Consider the following 16,585-nt stretch of genomic DNA (forward strand, 5'->3'; position numbering starts at 1 on the left):
CATCGATCCCGCCCGGCCGTGGCCGCTCGCTATTGCACCGTCAAACGCGCGCGCATCGTGTCGAATGCGGGCCGGTACGCGTCGAAGCGGTCGACGGGCGCCGTGAAGGACAGTTCGTACACGGTCGTCTCCGTCATCGTCGCGACGATCGCCTGCCGGATCGCCGTCGCGCCCTCGCGGCGCATGTCGCAGGTCGTCGCGAGCCCCGGCCGGCCGCCCAGCGGCGCCTGCACGGCTGCCGCGCATTGCGCGGTCCAGCCGCGCTGCCGGTAGCCGTCGACGATCACGTGCAGCATCGTCCCGAATTCGTCGTCGAGACGCGCGGCGCCGTGGTCGATCCGGACCAGCCGCATCAACGCCAGCGCGGCCTCGGGCGCACCCGATGCGCCGCGTTTCATCGCGACCTCGTTCGAACCGGGCAGCGTCCTGCCGGCGCGGGTCGTCGGCGCGGGGCCGGCCTGGACGTCCCAGCCCGGCGGCCAGGGCACCGCCGCGGGCGCGTCCGCGAACGCCGCCGCGGATACGACGCACAGCCATGCGGCAATGGCGCGCACGATCAGGCGAAAACGGTTTTTTTCGCTCATGTTGCTCGACGGATCGGGTTCGGTGGACGGGGCTGGACAGCGCTGGACCGGGCCGGTGGGCGCGTCATGATCGCACGGCGTACCGTCCGCCGGCCCGCGGCGACCGGCTGGCGCGGGCCGCGCGCCCCCCGCTCGGCGCCGGGCGAATCCCCCCGTCACGCCTTTTACCATAGAGGAAACGCACTGAAACGACGTACCGTGCGAATTTTTCGATTGCCGACGCCCGCGTCGCATGACAGCATGCGGGCGTCGCCAACCGAAACGAATGCCGTGCCGGCCGGCCGCCGATGCCGATCGGCGGCGCCGAGCCGGCCGCCCCTTCCATGAACCCGGCCCACCTCCAGCATTACGAACCGACCGGAGAATTCCGCTTGTGAACATCGGCATCGTCAACGACCTCCCGCTAGCCGTCGAGGCGATGCGCCGCGCGATCGCGCGACGGCCCGAGCACCGCGTGCTGTGGGTCGCGACCGACGGCCCGCAGGCCGTCGAACTGTGCGCCGCGCAGCCGCCCGACGTCGTGCTGATGGACCTGGTCATGCCGAAATTCGACGGCATCGAAGCCACGCGGCGGATCATGCGATCCGAACGACCGTGCGCGATCCTGATCGTGACGAGCTGCATCGGCGCGAACGCGTGGCGCGTGTTCGAGGCGATGGGCGCCGGCGCGCTCGACGCGGTCGACACGCCGCGGCTCGGCGAAGGCGCGGCCGGCGACACGACCAAACTGCTGCTCGCGAAAATCGACCAGATCGGCCGCCTGCTCGACGCGCCCGGCGGCCCGCGCCTCGCCGGCATGCCGCTGCCCGCCGGCGGCGGCCCGCTGATCGCGATCGGCGCGTCGGCCGGCGGCCCCGGCGCGCTCGCGTCGATCCTCGGCGGCCTGCCGGCCGATTTCAACGCGCCGATCGTGATCGTGCAGCATGTCGACCGCGCCTTCGCCGAGGGCATGGCGCAATGGCTCGACGGCCAGACGCCGCTCGCCGTGCGCGTCGCGCACGAAGGCGACCGCCCGCAGCCGGGCGTCGCGCTGCTCGCCGCGACCGACGATCACCTGCGCATCACCCGCGCCGGCACGCTCGAATACACGCGCGAGCCGGCCGCCACGCCGTATCGCCCGTCGGTCGACGTGTTCTTCAACAGCCTGACCGAGCACTGGCCCGGCCGCGCGATCGGCGTGCTGCTCACCGGCATGGGGCGCGACGGCGCGATCGGCCTGAAGGCGCTGCGGATGAAGGGCTACCATACGATCGCGCAGGACGAGGCGACGAGCGCCGTGTACGGCATGCCGAAGGCGGCCGCGACACTCGGCGCGGCGCGCGCGATCCTGCCGCTCGGACGCATCGCGGGCGAACTGGCGGCGCTCGCACGGATTTGAGCCCGATAAACATGTGCAACACCCATGCCCGTCCCCATCCGCATCGATCATGAGCATTGACCTGACTCGCCCGCCAGGCGGCCCCTACACGCCGCGCATCGACGTGCCGGCGATGGTACTGCTGGTCGACGACCAGACGATCGTCGCGGAAGCCGTACGGCGCGCGCTCGTCGACGAGGAAGGCATCGACTTCCATTACTGCCCGCGTTCGGACGACGCGATGGCCACCGCGATCGAGACGCGCCCCACCGTGATCCTGCAGGACCTGGTGATGCCCGGCATCGACGGGCTGAGCCTCGTGAAGGCGTACCGCGAGAATCCGGCGACGCGCGACGTGCCGATCATCGTGCTGTCGACGCAGGAAGAACCGGCGATCAAGAGCACCGCGTTCGCGGTCGGCGCGAACGACTACCTCGTCAAGCTGCCCGATCGCATCGAGCTGGTCGCGCGCGTGCGCTACCACTCGCGCTCGTACATGAACCTGCTGCAGCGCGACGAGGCCTATCGCGCGCTGCGGCAGTCGCAGCAGCAACTGCTCGAGGCCAACCTCGAGCTGCGACGCCTCACGCATTCGGACGGCCTGACCGGGCTGTCGAACCGGCGCTATCTCGACGAATACCTGTCCGCCGAATGGCGGCGCGGCACGCGCGAGCGCAGCGAGCTGTCGCTGCTGATGATCGACGTCGACAACTTCAAGCTGTACAACGACACGTACGGCCACGTGTCGGGCGACAGCGTGCTCAAGCAGATCGCGTCGACCATCGAGCGCTGCCTCGGCCAGTCGGGCGATCTCGCCGCGCGCTTCGGCGGCGAGGAGTTCGCGGTGGTGATGCCGGCCACGTCGCCGGGCGCCGCGCGGCTGCTGGGCGAGAAGATCCGTCTCGCGGTCGAGGCGCTGCGGCTGCGGCACGCGCATTCGTCGACGGGCGACACCGTGACGATCAGCATCGGCGGCGCGACCATCGTGCCGATGTCCGGCCTGCCGACGACCGTGCTGATCGAGGCGGCCGACCGTGCGCTCTATCGCGCCAAGCACGAGGGCAAGAACCGCGTCGAGATCGACGCCACGCCGACGCAGACGCCCACGGGCGCCGGCGACTTCAGCACGCCGCGCATCGACTGAGCGCGCGCGCCGCTCACGCGCGGCGCAGCCGGCGCGCGTAGTCGTTCGCGTCGAGCGGATGGCTGAACAGGTAGCCCTGCTGCATGTCGCAGCCGATCTGCTGCAGGAAACGCGACTGCGCCTGCGTTTCGACGCCTTCGGCCGTCACCTTCATCCCGAGCGAATGCGCCATCGCGACGACGGCCTGCGTGATCGCGACCGCGTCGTGATGATCGGGCACGCCCGACACGAACGAGCGATCGACCTTCAGGTTGTGCAGCGGAAAACGCTTCAGGTAGGCGAGCGACGAATAGCCGGTGCCGAAATCGTCGACCGAGATCCGCACGTTCATGTCCGTGAGCGCCTCGAGCATCGGCAGCACGGTGTCCGTGTCGTTCATCAGCAGTCCTTCCGTGATCTCGAGTTCGAGCGCGGACGGATCGAGCCGCGTCTGCGCGAGACAGCGATCGACCGATTCGACCAGCCCTTCGTGGAACTGCCGAGGCGACAGGTTGACGGCCAGCATCAGGTCGGGCGCGATCGTGCGGCGCCATTCCGCCGCCTGCCGGCACGCGGTTTCGAGCACCCACTGGCCGATCGCGACGATCTGCCCCGTATCTTCCGCGACCGGGATGAACTCCGTCGGCGACATCGGCCCGAGCTCGGGGCTGGTCCAGCGCAGCAGCGCTTCGGCGCCGACCGTGCGGCCGCTGCGCGCATCGACGACGGGCTGATACGCGAGCCGCAGCATGTCCGACGAAAGCGCGCGCCGCAGCGACTGCTCGATCGCGAAACGGCGCTGCAGCCGCTGGTTCAGCTGCGCCGTGAAGAACGTGAAGTGGTTGCGGCCGCGCTGCTTCGCCTCGTACATCGCCGAATCCGCGTTGCGCATCAGCGTGACCGCATCGTCCCCGTCGCGCGGCGCGACGCTGATCCCGATCGACACGCCCAGCCAGTATTCGTTGTTCGCGATCGCGAACGGCTTCGCGATCGTGTCGATCACCTCGCGTGCGAGCGCCGCGAGCCGGTCGGGATCGTCGCAGTCGTCGACGAGCATCACGAACTCGTCGCCGCCGACGCGCGTCAGCGCGTACCGGCCGCCGCCGCAGGCCGCGAGCCGCGCCGCGACGCTGCGCAGCAGCGCGTCGCCCGCGTCGTGGCCGGCCGTGTCGTTGACCTTCTTGAAGCCGACGAGGTCGATGAACAGGATCGCGACGCGCGCATGCCCGCAGAACAGCTCGCGCATGCGGTCGGCAAGCCAGCGGCGGTTGTAGAGGCCCGTCAGCGCATCGCGCGTCGCCAGGTAGCGCAGTTGCTCCTGCGCCTCGCGCACGGGGCCGATGTCGTTGAACGACACGAGGACCGAGTCGGCCTGCCGCTCGCCCGGCTTCACGATCGGCACCGCGTTGCCGCGCACCCAGATGATGTCGCCGTCCGCCAGGCCGAAGCCGACCGTGTAGTCGAGCATCGGCGTGGCCGTCTCGAGCGCGACCCGGCTCGGCCAGTCGTCGGGCGCGATCGGCGTGCCGTCCTCGTTCAGCTTGCGCAGGATCACCGTCGACAGCCGCCGGCCGACGAGGTCGCCCTGCACCCGCATCATCCGGTTCGCGCTCGGGTTGCTCGCGACCACGACGTCGTCGCGCGACACGACGAGGATGCCCTCGTTCAGGCTGTTGACCACGAGCCGGTGATGCTCCTCGCTGCGCGCGAGCTGCCGCGCGATCCGGTCCTGGTGCACCGCGAGGCCGACGCTGTTGCCGATGTCGCGCAACAGCTCGGTTTCCTCGTCGCCCGGCCGGCGCGGCCGGCGGTGATAGACGGCGAACGCGCCGAGCACGGCGCCCGCATCGTCGAGGAACGGCACCGACCAGCACGCGCGCAAGCCCAGCGGCAACGCGACGGCCCGGTAGTCGGCCCATAGCGGATCGGTTTCGATGTCCTCGACGGCGACCATCCGGCGCAGGTACATCGCGGTGCCGCACGAGCCCGCCGCGGGCCCGATCGGCGCGCCCTCGATCGCCGCGCTGTACTGCGCGGGCAGCGACGGCGCGGCGCCGACATGCACGTGCACACCGTCCGGATCGAGCAGCAGGATCGTGCACGAGGCGCCGTCGCCGAGCAAAGCCTCGGCGCGCCGGCAGACCTCGATCAACAGGTCCGGCAACGGTGTATTGCGCGTGATCAGCCTCAGCACGCTCTGCTCGGACGCGAGCACTTCCGCTGCGAGCCCGAGGCTGTAACGAGAACTATGCGGTTCGGTATTCAAGATGAATCCTGCCGTCTGTCCGATCGGGTCTGATACGCCCGATTCGTTTTCGATCTTTCGTGCCCTTGCCGCCCCGGATTCATGCCGACGCCCGGTGCGCCCCGTATCGCGCGCTGTGCCAAGGCGCGCCGAAAATACATTTAACACCAATCCGTGACACCCGGCTCATCCGCGCGCATCAGGGCTTACGCGCGGTCGACGCGGCGCCTGCGGCCTGCTGTCAGCCCGCCGAAAGACTTGCGCGCGGCGCGACGGCCTCGGGCGCATTCGCACCCGGCCCGCGCCTTCACTGCAACCGATTCGTCAGCTATCTGACGAAACCCGTTTCGTTCGCGTTCATTCGTCCGCGCCGGGATGCGCGCGCGTCACGGCCTTCAGCGCGTCGATCGCGGCAGCGATCGACGCGCTCGCGGGCGCCGCATGCAGCGCGCCCACGCGGTCGGGCATCGTCGACAGCTTCAACGGCAACCGGCCGACGCGCTCGCCCGCGCGCATGGCCAGCCCGAATGCCCGGGACGACTGCACGAACAGGCACGGCGACTGCTCGGCGACCGTGCGGTTGGTCTGCCATGACACCGATTCCATCTGCACGTGCGGCGGCGGCAGGCCGGCCTTCGCGAACTCGGCGTCCAGCGCCGTGCGCGCCGGCGACCCGAGCGGCGGCGCGATCCACGGAAACGCGGCGGCGTCGCGCCACCCGATCCGCGCGCGCCCGAGCAGCGGATGGCGCGGCCCGCACACGACGATCATGTCGTCGCGATACAGCGGCGCGACGTCCAGCCCCGCGCCCAGCGCGGATGCATCGAGCCGGCACACGAGCAGGTCCAGCTCGCGACGCTGCGCCTGCGCGAGCATCCGGTCGAGCGTGTCCTCGCGCACGTTGAGCTGCACGGGACGCCCGGCCTCCCGCAGCCACGCCAGCGCGCCCGGAATCAGCAGCGGCGCCATGTTCGGCAGCAGCCCGATCGACACCGGGCGGCCGGCGCCGGTGCGCAACGCGTCGAACGCGGGCGCGACGCCGCGCAGGTCGGTCAGCACGCGGCCGAGCCGTTCGAGCAGCGCATCGCCGTACAGCGTCGGCGCGACGCGCCGCGACGTGCGCTCGAACAGCGGCAGGCCGAGCGATTCCTCGAGCTCGCGCAGCCATTTCGACAGCGCGGGCTGCGTGATCGACGCGGCCTCGGCCGTGCGGGCGAAACTGCGCGTACGCGCGAGCGTGTCGAGCGTTTCCATGTCGCGCACGCGCAACCGCCGCAGCGCCTGCGCGATGCGCTGCTCGTGGGCCGGCGCGCCGGGCGGCGCAAGCGGTTCGGGCCGGGTGCGGCCGGCCGGGCTGCGGGGGGCTGGGGTCACGGGCGTCTCCGTCATTCATGTCGCTCAGGTTATCGATCGACCCGGATCTTTCATCGATCGATACGCGATCCTGCCGCATAGTCGTCGCCATGAACACCCCCGGCACGATCAGGAGACGCCCCACATGAAAGACGATCAGGACACCCCCGCCGCCGGCCCCACCGCGCGCCGCCAGTTCCTCAAGCTGGCCGGCGCGGCGGTCGCGGCGGCCGGCTTCGGCGCCGACGCGGCGGCCGCGCCCACGCCGCCGGCCGAACCCGCCGCAGGCGCGGGCCCGGGCGTCGATCCCGCCCCCGCGTTCCACGGCGCGGCGCACGCGCCCGCCGCGCCGCCCGCCGGTTACAACATCCTGTTCATCCTGACCGACCAGGAGCGCCACTTCGACCGCTGGCCGTTTCCGGTGCCGGGCCGCGAAGCGCTGCGCCGCGACGGCATCACGTTCATGCATCACCAGATCGCCGCGTGCGTGTGCTCGCCGTCGCGCTCGACGGTCTACACGGGGCAGCACATCCAGCACACGGGCGTGCTCGACAACGCGGGCCTGCCCTGGCAGAAGGACATGTCGCCGGACGTGCGCACCGTCGGCCACATGCTGCGCGACGCCGGCTACTACGCCGCGTATCTCGGCAAGTGGCACCTGAGCGGGTCGCTGCACGAGACCGCCAGCCCCTATACCGCGCCCGTGGCCGACTACAACCGCACGATCCGCTCGTACGGCTTCGACGACTATTTCGGCGTGGGCGACCTGATCGGCATGGTGCGCGGCGGCTACCAGTACGACGGCATCACGACCGAGGCCGCGGTGAGCTGGATGCGCAACCACGCGCCGCGTCTCGCGAAGGAAGGCAAGCCGTGGTTCCTCGCGGTGAACCTCGTGAACCCGCACGATGCGATGTTCGTGAATACCGACACGGCCGGCTCGACGGTGCAGGACGCGAACCACCCGCTGCTCGGCAACGCGCCGCCGCCCGACGACGCGCTGTATCGCACGTCGTGGCGCGACGTACCGCTCGCGGCATCGCGGCGGCAGCCGTACGACGAACCGGGGCGGCCGCCCGCGCACGGCATGTTCGACGCCGCGCATGCAAACCTCGTCGGGCGCTATCCGTTTAGCGACGAACGCCTGCGCATCTACCAGGACAACTACTTCAACTGCGTGCGCGACTGCGACACGCACGTCGTGCGCCTGCTGCAGTCGCTGCAGTCGCTCGGTCTCGACGAGCGCACGATCGTCGTGATGACCGCCGACCACGGCGACCACGTCGGCGCGCACCAGCTCGTCGGCAAGGGCGCGACCGCGTACCAGCCGCAGAACCACGTGCCGCTCGTGATCCGCCATCCCGCCTATCCGGGCGGCGCGCAGTGCGATGCGCTGACGTCGCACATCGACATCGCGCCGACGCTGCTCGGGCTGACCGGCCTCGACGACGCGCGCCTCGCGCCGATCCGCGGCGGCGCGCTGAAGGGGCGCGACCTGACGCACTGGCTCGCGCGGCCGGCCGATGCGAAGCGGCACGCGGTGCGCGATGCCACGCTGTTCAACTACGCGATGCTGCTGTACTACGACAGCGAATGGATGCTGAAGGAGCTGGGCACGCTGCGGCAGCAAGGCGTGCCCGAGGACGAGCTGCTGCGCCGCGCGCTGGCGCAGCAGCCGGATTTCCGGTTGCGCGGCACGATTCGCAGCGTGTTCGACGGCCGCTACCGGTTCGCGCGCTACTTCTCCCCGCTCGAATTCAACCGGCCGACGACGCTGGAGGACCTGTTCGCGCGCAACGACGTCGAACTGTTCGACGTGGCGAGCGATCCGGGCGAGATGCGCAATCTCGCGACGGACCGCAAGAAGAACGGCGAGTTGCTGCTCGCGATGAACGACCGCCTGAACGACCTGATCGCGAGCGAAGTCGGCGACGATCGCCCCGACGTCATGCCGATCCGGGACGGCAAGGTACAGGTGCAGGTCCGGAAGCGGCACTGACGGACCGGAAATCGGCTTGACGCAGGTCGCGCGCAGGCCACTGCGTCAATCGAAAATCACGATGTACGGGTATCCGCATCGCACGCTTTCCTGGAAGAGTGTCGCGCGCTTGTCGTCGACGATATGCGCGAATCCGGATGTGCGACACTGCGTCATCACCGAATCGTCCGGATGCTTGTATCGACCGGTTGGCAGCGCCGGTGCAAGAAACAGGGGCCGGTCGTCAAGCGTCCTGGCCAACGCGTCCAGTCTCCGCAGATCTCGACCGTAGCTGCGTACCGACCCGTGATGCGGCAACACCAGTACCGAAACCGTTCGCAACTCGGCCTCGTAGTGCCCCAGGAATTTCTCCAGTTTCGTATCGTCGTCCAGATTCAGGTCCCCGGTATGAATCCAGCCCACACTTCGAGTGCTTCGAATGCCTTTTTCCCTGGCCCACGCCGCGCCGTCGGCGGTCGTCTGAACGTGTCGGCTGAACCATTTCACGGGACGGTTCGTGCCACTCTGCACCGGGCCGGAGTACACGCACATCGACGCATCGTTATAGTCCGTCAGTCCGGGCAGGCGTCGGTACACTTGGCCGAGCAGGCGCTTGACACTGATTGCGCTCTCGACGACGGTCTCTTTTCCAGTCAGCGTGAAAATTGCGCCACTCGCCTGCTCCGCGGGGATCTTGTCCTCGAGCCTGTCTTTCATGGCTTGCGCCACGCCGGAACGCCCCGGGTCGTCCACCAGCGCGGCGATGGCATCCTTCAGGTCGTCGAAGAACGGATGCATCCAGATTTTCTCGAGCTGGGCCGGGCAGGTCCACTCGTACGAATAGAAACGGAATGCCCAGTCGATATCCACGAGGCCGATCGAGGTGGTCGACGGCAAAACCGCTGCGGCGCCATCCAGCAATTTGCGAAGCGCGTCCGGCATCAGCGGATTGGCGGCGTCGCGGTCGTCTCTCGCTCCTCCGGGCTCGACCGGTCCGGCGTCGCGCACGATGACCGGGTGGCCATATCGCCCGTCATACAAGCCGGTGACGATATCGATCGACCGGACGATCGAGCCGGCTTCCGCGTCCTCCTCCACCTCGAACGCGAGCCGGGTCGTCATCCAGCGTGCGTACGCGTGCTCGTCGACGTGAGGAAGAAACACGTATCGGAATTGTGCCGTTTGCGTGAGTTCCGGCACGCCGTCGATATGGTCCAGGTCCAGGTGACTGATGGCCAGGATGTCATGTTGCGTGGGAACGCCGCCGGTGAATGTCTCGATCAGCGGCTTCCTGGTTTTCATGCTTCCGCCGCCACAGTCGACGACAACGCTGAATCGCGCGCTGCCGGCATGAACGACAGTCGAGTGGAAACCACCCTGACCGATGGAGAATTGATTGCGGTCGACCGAGTAGAACAAGATGTGCCCCCGTAGTGCGTCGTGGCGCAGGCGCTCATCCATCACCGCTTCCCGGCTGTCGCGGCCCGCTCGATTTTGGCTGCAATTTATACACGATGACGGACATCCTGTCGTCGACGCAGTCAATACGGCCGCGCGAATCGCGCACAATCCATATACATGCTCTAATGCGGACGGCAGGCCCTGCCCGTTGCCGCCGTCGGCCATCGCCGCCGCAGCCTGTTCCGATCCCCCGCCCACGCAAAGGACCGCATGACGAACCCCACTGAAATCAAGGCGCTCGTTTTCGATGTCTTCGGAACGATCGTCGACTGGAGAAGCGGCGTCGCACACGGCGCCGCCGCGTTCCTCGATCGCTACGCGCCCGCGCTCGACCCGTTCGAATTCGCCGATGCCTGGCGCGCCGAATATTCGCCGTCGATGGAAGAAATCCGCAGCGGGCGCCGCCGCTACGTGCGGCTCGACGTCCTGCACCGCGAGAACCTCGTGCGCACGCTCGACCGCTACGGAATCGCCGACGTGCCCGACGCCGACCTCGACGCGCTCAACCTCGCTTGGCACCGCCTCGATCCGTGGCCCGACGCGGTCGCGGCGCTGCACCGGCTGAAGCGGCGCTTCATCATCGCGCCGCTGTCGAACGGCAACATCCGGCTGATGGTCGACGTCGCGAAACGCGCGGGGCTGCCGTGGGATGCGATTCTCGGCGCCGAGGTCGTGCGCGCATACAAGCCGTCGCCGCAGGTATACAGCGACACGGTCGAGATTCTCGGCATCGCGCCGGCCGAACTGTGCCTGGTCGCCGCGCACAACGGCGATCTCGCGGCCGCGCGCCGGCAGGGGCTGTCCACCGCGTTCGTGCTGCGCCCGACCGAGCACGGGCCCGGCCAGACGACCGACCTGCAGGCCGCCGACACATGGGATTTCGACGTCAGGAACCTGAACGAACTCGCGGATCGGCTCGGCTGCCCGGATTGAGCGGCACGCCGACCGGCGTTCGGGCGGGCCGCGCGATCGGCCCGTCGCGAACCGGTTGCGCCGCGACCGGAGCCCGCGACACGTTTCCCGGTCGAACCCGTTACGCATGCCGCACGGTCGCCACGTGCGCCGGCTTGTCCGGCGCGGCGACATGATCGAGAATGCAGCGACGCCGATCGCGTTCCGGCGCCCGGCAGCACTCACAGGAGAACCGAGATGGACGATCACCCGAACGGCCTGGACGCTGCATTCATCGCCAGGCAGCGCCAGCGGCTCGAAGCCTTGCAGCAGCAGGTGCTCGGCGGCGAGGAAAACACCATCGCACAGGGCCGGCAACAGCAGGAAACGAGCGGCGCGGAGGCCGGTGAACGCGAGGACGACGCGCAGACGCTCGAACAGGACGTCGCAAACCAGGCGCTGCGCAACGTCAATGTCCGCCGGATCGCCGATATCCAGCGCGCGCTGGAAAAGATCGCGGACGGCACCTACGGCTACTCGGACGAAAGCGGCGATCCGATCCCGATCGAGCGGCTCGAAGCCTTGCCGGAAGCGATATATACCGTCGCCGAAGAAAGCCGGCGCGAATCGGGCCAGTAACCCGCGGCGCGACCATCGCGACGGCGGCGTCGCACGGGCCGTCGCGGCCCGCACCCGGCAGGATTGCCCGGCGTTGCCGCCCGCACCCCGAACCCGGCGGACGTCATCGTGACGTCCGCGCCCTTCCCCACCCGGGAGAACGCCATCCGTCGGCGTGAGCAGCTCGCTCGCGTTGGCGTCATGCCGCTGACACATCCTTTGCGCGTCGTCATACGGATGCAAAGGATTCCAGAATACAGTGCACCGCTCGCTTGCCTTTTTGCCGGCGCCAACGCACAGAATGCCGCGTGCCGCCGAAGCACAGCGCGCACTGTGCGCCGCAACGCAAACATCATGCGGGATACTGCGCGGTCTCGCGCGGCGCGGCCGAGCGTCGACGCGCCGCGTGCGGCGGCATCGACGGATTGTCCGGCGGTCCCCTATCGAAGCCGAGGAACAGCATGCCGAATCAAAGCAAATCGCCGTTGCTGCTCACCAGTGGAATCGGTGCGCTGGGTGTCGTGTTCGGCGACATCGGCACGAGCCCGCTCTACACCTTCAAGACGGTGCTCGACCTGACGGGCGGCACGAATCCGCAAACCATCCTCGGTGTCGTGTCGCTGCTGGTCTGGACCCTGATCGTCGTCACGACCGTCAAGTACGCCGGATTCGCGATGCGTATCGACAACGACGGCGAAGGCGGCATCCTCGCGCTGATGGCGCTGCTCGGGGTGAAGCGGCATCGGCGTCCGCTGATCGTCGCGGCCGGCCTGTTCGGCGCGGCGCTGATTTACGGCGACGGCGCGATCACGCCGGCGATTTCCGTGCTGTCCGCCCTCGAAGGGCTGACGCTCGTCGAACCGACGCTGGAGCCGTACGTGCTGCCGCTGGCCATCCTGATCCTGTTTGCGCTGTTCGCGCTGCAGTCGCTCGGAACCGCGAAGATCGGCCGTGCGTTCGGGCCGATCATGGCCCTGTGGTTCGTCGTGATGGCCGTGCTGGGCATTTCCGGCATCGTGCGCCATCCGGCGATCCTGTGGGCGCTCAATCCGGTGCATGGCGTCACCTACCTGATTCATAGCGGCGGCACCGGTTTTCTCGTGCTCGGCGGCGTGTTCCTGTGCGTGACGGGCGCCGAGGCGCTGTACGCGGACATGGGGCATTTCGGCGCGAAGCCCATCAAGTTCGCCTGGAGCATGCTCGTGTTTCCGAGCCTGGTGCTCAACTACGCGGGCCAGGGGGCGCTCGTCCTGGCCGGCGCCCCCACCAGCGGCAACATCTTCTACCGCCTGTGCCCCGGGTCGCTCACGCTGGCGCTCGTGATCCTGTCCACGGTCGCGACCGTGATCGCCAGCCAGTCGATCATCGCCGGCGCGTTCTCGATGACGCGCCAGGCCATCCAGCTCGAATGGATGCCGCGCATGAAGATCGTGCAGACGTCGCAGGCCGGGTACGGGCAGATCTACATCGGCGCGGTCAACTGGACGCTGATGATCGTCACGATCGGCCTCGCGCTGCTGTTCCGCAAGTCGGACAACCTGGCCGGCGCCTACGGGATCGCGGTCTCCGCAACGATGCTGATGACCACGGTGCTGCTGTTCATCGCCATGCGCGAGATCTGGGGCTGGAACCTGGCCGCCAGCGGCACGGTGGCGGCGCTGTTCTTCACGTTCGACACCGCGTTCTTCACGTCGAACGTGCTGAAGCTGTTCGACGGCGGCTACGTGCCGCTGCTGCTCGCCGCGCTCGTGTATCTCGTGATGTATGTCTGGCATCGCGGCGTGACGGCGGTCGCCGCCCGGCTTGCCGAGCACCCGGTTTCCGTCGACACGTTCATGCATGCGACCGGCGACACGCTCGCCCGCGTGCCGGGCACCGCGGCATTCCTGACCCGCACGAAGGACGGCGTGCCGCCGGTGCTGCTCTGGTACGTCCGGCACAGCCAGGCGCTGCAACGCAACGTGCTCGCCGTGACGCTCGACATCGCGTCGAAACCCTGGGTCGACCCCGACAACCGGATCGCGATCGCGGAGCCGTTGCCCGGCTACTGGACGGTGACCGCGACCTACGGGTTCATGGAACGCGCCGACCTGCCGGCGCTGATGACGCAGATCGCTACCCGGCACGGCTGCCCGGTCGATCCGGCCGCGCTGACGTATTTCATCGGGCGGGAGCGCGTGACGAGCCGGGACGACGGGACAGGCTTGCCGCGCTGGATGGCGTCGGCGTTCGGGCTGATGCTGCGCAACTGCACGCGGGTCACGGATTATCTGCGCGTGCCGGCCGACCAGGTGGTCGATCTGGGCCGGCAGGTCTCGATCTAGCGCACGGCCGCGGTCGCGCCGCCGCCCGGTTCCCGGGCGCACGCGCGGCGGCGCGACTTTTGCGGCGCGCGACCGCCCGTGCGCCGCGGCCATGCTCGCGGGGCGGCGCGCCGCCGTCTGCGCCCGCCGCTATGCCGGCTCGCCGACGAACCGCAGCGTCCCCGACTCCCCCATCAGCAATTCCCGATTCGCGTCCGCCGCCGCGCGCAGGTAATCCCACAGCGCGGTCACGCGCCGCAGCTTGCGCAGATCCTCGCGGCACGTCAGCCAGAAACAGCGCGTGACGACCACGTCGCGCGGCAGCACCGGCACCAGCGCCGGCTGCGTGGCCGCCATGAAGCACGGCAGGATCGCGAGGCCGCCGCCCTGCAGCGCCGCGAAATACTGCGCGATCACGCTGGTCGTGCGCAGCCCGGCCGTCGCGCCCGGCACCGCGCGATCCAGGTACAGCAGTTCGTTGCTGAACGCGAGATCGTCGACGTAGCTGATGAACGCGTGCCGCGCGAGATCGTCCGTGCAGGCGATCGGCGCGTGGTTCGCGAGATAGTCGCGCGTCGCATAGAGCCGCAACTGGTAGTCGCACAGCCTGGTGACCACGTAGGGCCCGCGCTCGGGCCGCTCGAGCGTGATCGCCAGGTCGGCCTCGCGCTTCGGCAGGTTGACGAAATGCGGGACCGGCAGCAGGTCGACCGTCACGTGCGGATGGTCGGCGCGGAACCGCGCGAGCTGCGGCGCGAGGAAAAAGCAGCCGAACCCTTCGGTCGACCCGATCCGCACGTGGCCCGACAGCGCCTCGCCGGTGTTCGCGACCTGGTCGCACGCGGACTGCACGGTCGTCTCCATCGCGTCCGCATACGCGACGAGCCGCTGGCCTTCGGCGGTCAGCGTGAAGCCGCCGGAGCGCGACTTGTCGAACAGCAGCGTGCCCAACGACGCCTCGAGCGCGCGGATGCGCCGCGCGACGGTCGTGTAGTCGACGCCCAGCCGCTTCGCGGCGCCGCTCGCGCGCTGCGTGCGGGCGACTTCGAGGAAAAAACGCAGGTCGTCCCAGTTCAGGTTGCCGGAAACCGGCTCGGTGACGTGTCGCATCGGCAAGGAAAAAAGGCTGGAGTCTCCGGACCGGCCGTCGATATGCATAAATGCACATCGAACCGGTTTCTTTATCGGTACATGATGAATCTGCGCATAACTATACTCGACCGTGACCTGCGGACCACGAGCCGCGGCAACCCAAACGGAGACACCATGCAGACGCGATCCACCCTCGATGAGCATGCGACAGTCGCGGCGCCGGCGCCCGCGCGCACCGCGAAGCACTACCTGCTGGCCGGCTGGGCCAGCATGGCCGGCACCACGATCGAGTGGTACGACTTCTTCCTCTACGGCACGGCCGCCGCCCTCGTGTTCAACCGCATCTTCTTCCCGTCGCTGGACCCCGTCGTCGGCACGCTCGCCGCGTTCGGCACGTTCGCGGTCGGCTTCATCGGGCGGCCGATGGGCGGCATCGTGTTCGGCCACTTCGGCGACCGGATCGGCCGCAAGTCGATGCTGATGATCACGCTGCTGCTGATGGGCGTGCCGAGCATGATCATCGGGCTGATCCCGTCGTACGACCGCATCGGCTACTGGGCCGCCGCGCTGCTGATCGCGATGCGCTTCCTGCAGGGCATGGCCGTCGGCGGCGAATGGGGCGGCGCGGTGCTGATGGCGGTCGAGCACGCGCCGAAGGGCCGCAAGGGGCTGTTCGGCAGCCTGCCGCAAACGGGCGTCGGGCTCGGCCTGATCCTGTCATCGCTCGCGATGGCCGCGGTCGCCGCGCTGCCGGAAGCCGACATGCTGTCGTGGGGCTGGCGCGTGCCGTTCCTCGCGAGCATCGCGCTCGTCGGCCTCGGCTGGTTCATCCGCGCGCGAGTGCCGGAATCGCCCGACTTCGAGAAGGTGCAGCGCCAGGGCAAGGCCGAGAAGTCGCCGGTCATGGCCGCGCTGCGCCGCCATCCGCGCGAGGTGCTGACGATCGTCGGCGCACGCGCCGCCGAGAACACGTGGTTCTACATGGTCGTCACGTTCGCGCTCGCTTACGCGACGCAGCAGCTGCATCTGCCGAAGGCCGACATGCTGCACGCGATCACGGCGGGCGCCGCGCTGTCGCTCGTCACGATGCCGCTGTGCGGCCACCTGAGCGACCGCATCGGCCAGCGCCGGATGTTCGCGATCGGCCTCGTGCTGATGTGCGCGTTCGCCGCGCCGTTCTTCATGATGCTCGGCACGCAGCACACGTCGACCGCCTGGTGGGCGATCGTGCTCGGCCTCGGCGTCGTGTTCCCGATCCTCTATGCGCCGGAAGCGCTGCTGTTCGCGCAGCAGTTCCCGGCGGAAATCCGCTACAGCGGCATCTCGCTGTCGGTGCAGCTCGCCGGCGTGATCGGCGGCGGCTTCGCGCCGATGATCGCGACGTCGCTGCTCAAGACCGGCGGCGGCCAGCCGCATTACGTGATCGCGTACCTCGTCGGCTTCGGCGTGTTCGCGCTCGCCTGTACCGCGCTGATGCGTCCGGCGCGCGCCTGATCGCGCCTGCGCCGGATCGATTTCGGTTCGTCCCGCCTCCACCGTGCACGCACGCGCGGTGGATGCCGGAGCCCCTTTTTTTATCG

General features: G+C 69.0%; 12 protein-coding genes. 7 read left to right on the top strand and 5 right to left on the bottom strand.

Annotated features, from left to right (window positions below; genetic code table 11):
• Positions 1-29: 29 nt before the first annotated feature.
• A complete protein-coding gene (locus tag GQ56_RS0125710; protein ID WP_031401374.1) occupies positions 30-584 on the bottom strand; it encodes a DUF4946 domain-containing protein in 555 nt (184 codons plus the stop codon).
• Positions 585-957: 373 nt separating this feature from the next.
• On the opposite strand from GQ56_RS0125710, the gene cheB reads away from it, so the two are divergent.
• Both cheB and GQ56_RS0125720 read left to right on the top strand, forming a co-directional pair.
• The gene (gene cheB / locus GQ56_RS0125715) at positions 958-1,962 is read left to right on the top strand and encodes a chemotaxis response regulator protein-glutamate methylesterase (protein ID WP_031401375.1); all 1,005 of its coding nucleotides are present in this window, start codon (positions 958-960) and stop codon (positions 1,960-1,962) included.
• 49 nt (positions 1,963-2,011) lie between these two features.
• A complete protein-coding gene (locus GQ56_RS0125720) occupies positions 2,012-3,085 on the top strand; it encodes a diguanylate cyclase domain-containing protein (RefSeq protein ID WP_031401376.1) in 1,074 nt (357 codons plus the stop codon).
• 13 nt (positions 3,086-3,098) lie between these two features.
• On the opposite strand, the gene GQ56_RS0125725 is transcribed toward GQ56_RS0125720, so the two are convergent.
• Both GQ56_RS0125725 and GQ56_RS0125730 read right to left on the bottom strand, forming a co-directional pair.
• The gene (locus GQ56_RS0125725) at positions 3,099-5,330 is read right to left on the bottom strand and encodes a putative bifunctional diguanylate cyclase/phosphodiesterase (protein ID WP_031401377.1); all 2,232 of its coding nucleotides are present in this window, start codon (positions 5,328-5,330) and stop codon (positions 3,099-3,101) included.
• A gap of 336 nt (positions 5,331-5,666) precedes the next feature.
• The gene (locus GQ56_RS0125730) at positions 5,667-6,683 is read right to left on the bottom strand and encodes a LysR substrate-binding domain-containing protein (RefSeq protein ID WP_031401378.1); all 1,017 of its coding nucleotides are present in this window, start codon (positions 6,681-6,683) and stop codon (positions 5,667-5,669) included.
• A 124-nt stretch (positions 6,684-6,807) separates the two neighbouring features.
• Here GQ56_RS0125730 and GQ56_RS0125735 point away from each other — a divergent pair, with 124 nt between their 5' ends.
• The gene (locus GQ56_RS0125735; RefSeq protein WP_031401379.1) at positions 6,808-8,661 is read left to right on the top strand and encodes a sulfatase-like hydrolase/transferase; all 1,854 of its coding nucleotides are present in this window, start codon (positions 6,808-6,810) and stop codon (positions 8,659-8,661) included.
• Between the two features lie 45 nt (positions 8,662-8,706).
• Here GQ56_RS0125735 and GQ56_RS0125740 read toward each other — a convergent pair whose 3' ends face one another.
• Positions 8,707-10,101, bottom strand: a complete 1,395-nt coding sequence (locus GQ56_RS0125740) for an MBL fold metallo-hydrolase (protein ID WP_031401380.1) — start codon at positions 10,099-10,101, stop codon at positions 8,707-8,709.
• A 210-nt stretch (positions 10,102-10,311) separates the two neighbouring features.
• Between GQ56_RS0125740 and GQ56_RS0125745 the strand changes: the two genes are divergently transcribed.
• The 3 genes from GQ56_RS0125745 (at position 10,312) to GQ56_RS0125760 (ending at position 13,934) form a co-directional block, all read left to right on the top strand.
• Positions 10,312-11,034, top strand: coding sequence for a haloacid dehalogenase type II (locus GQ56_RS0125745; RefSeq protein WP_031401381.1), 723 nt, complete (start codon positions 10,312-10,314; stop codon positions 11,032-11,034).
• Positions 11,035-11,250: 216 nt separating this feature from the next.
• Positions 11,251-11,631 carry a TraR/DksA family transcriptional regulator gene (locus GQ56_RS0125750; RefSeq protein ID WP_031401382.1) on the top strand — a complete coding sequence of 127 codons (381 nt, stop codon included), beginning with the start codon at positions 11,251-11,253 and terminating at the stop codon, positions 11,629-11,631.
• A gap of 440 nt (positions 11,632-12,071) precedes the next feature.
• Positions 12,072-13,934, top strand: coding sequence for a potassium transporter Kup (locus GQ56_RS0125760; RefSeq protein WP_031401383.1), 1,863 nt, complete (start codon positions 12,072-12,074; stop codon positions 13,932-13,934).
• A gap of 129 nt (positions 13,935-14,063) precedes the next feature.
• Here GQ56_RS0125760 and GQ56_RS0125765 read toward each other — a convergent pair whose 3' ends face one another.
• Complete coding sequence (locus tag GQ56_RS0125765) at positions 14,064-15,023, bottom strand: LysR family transcriptional regulator (protein WP_031401384.1); 960 nt, start codon at positions 15,021-15,023, stop codon at positions 14,064-14,066.
• Between the two features lie 156 nt (positions 15,024-15,179).
• Here GQ56_RS0125765 and GQ56_RS0125770 point away from each other — a divergent pair, with 156 nt between their 5' ends.
• Complete coding sequence (locus tag GQ56_RS0125770; protein WP_031401385.1) at positions 15,180-16,499, top strand: MFS transporter; 1,320 nt, start codon at positions 15,180-15,182, stop codon at positions 16,497-16,499.
• Positions 16,500-16,585 lie beyond the last annotated feature (86 nt).

Source organism: Burkholderia paludis, assembly GCF_000732615.1.
GTDB classification, from domain to species: domain Bacteria; phylum Pseudomonadota; class Gammaproteobacteria; order Burkholderiales; family Burkholderiaceae; genus Burkholderia; species Burkholderia paludis.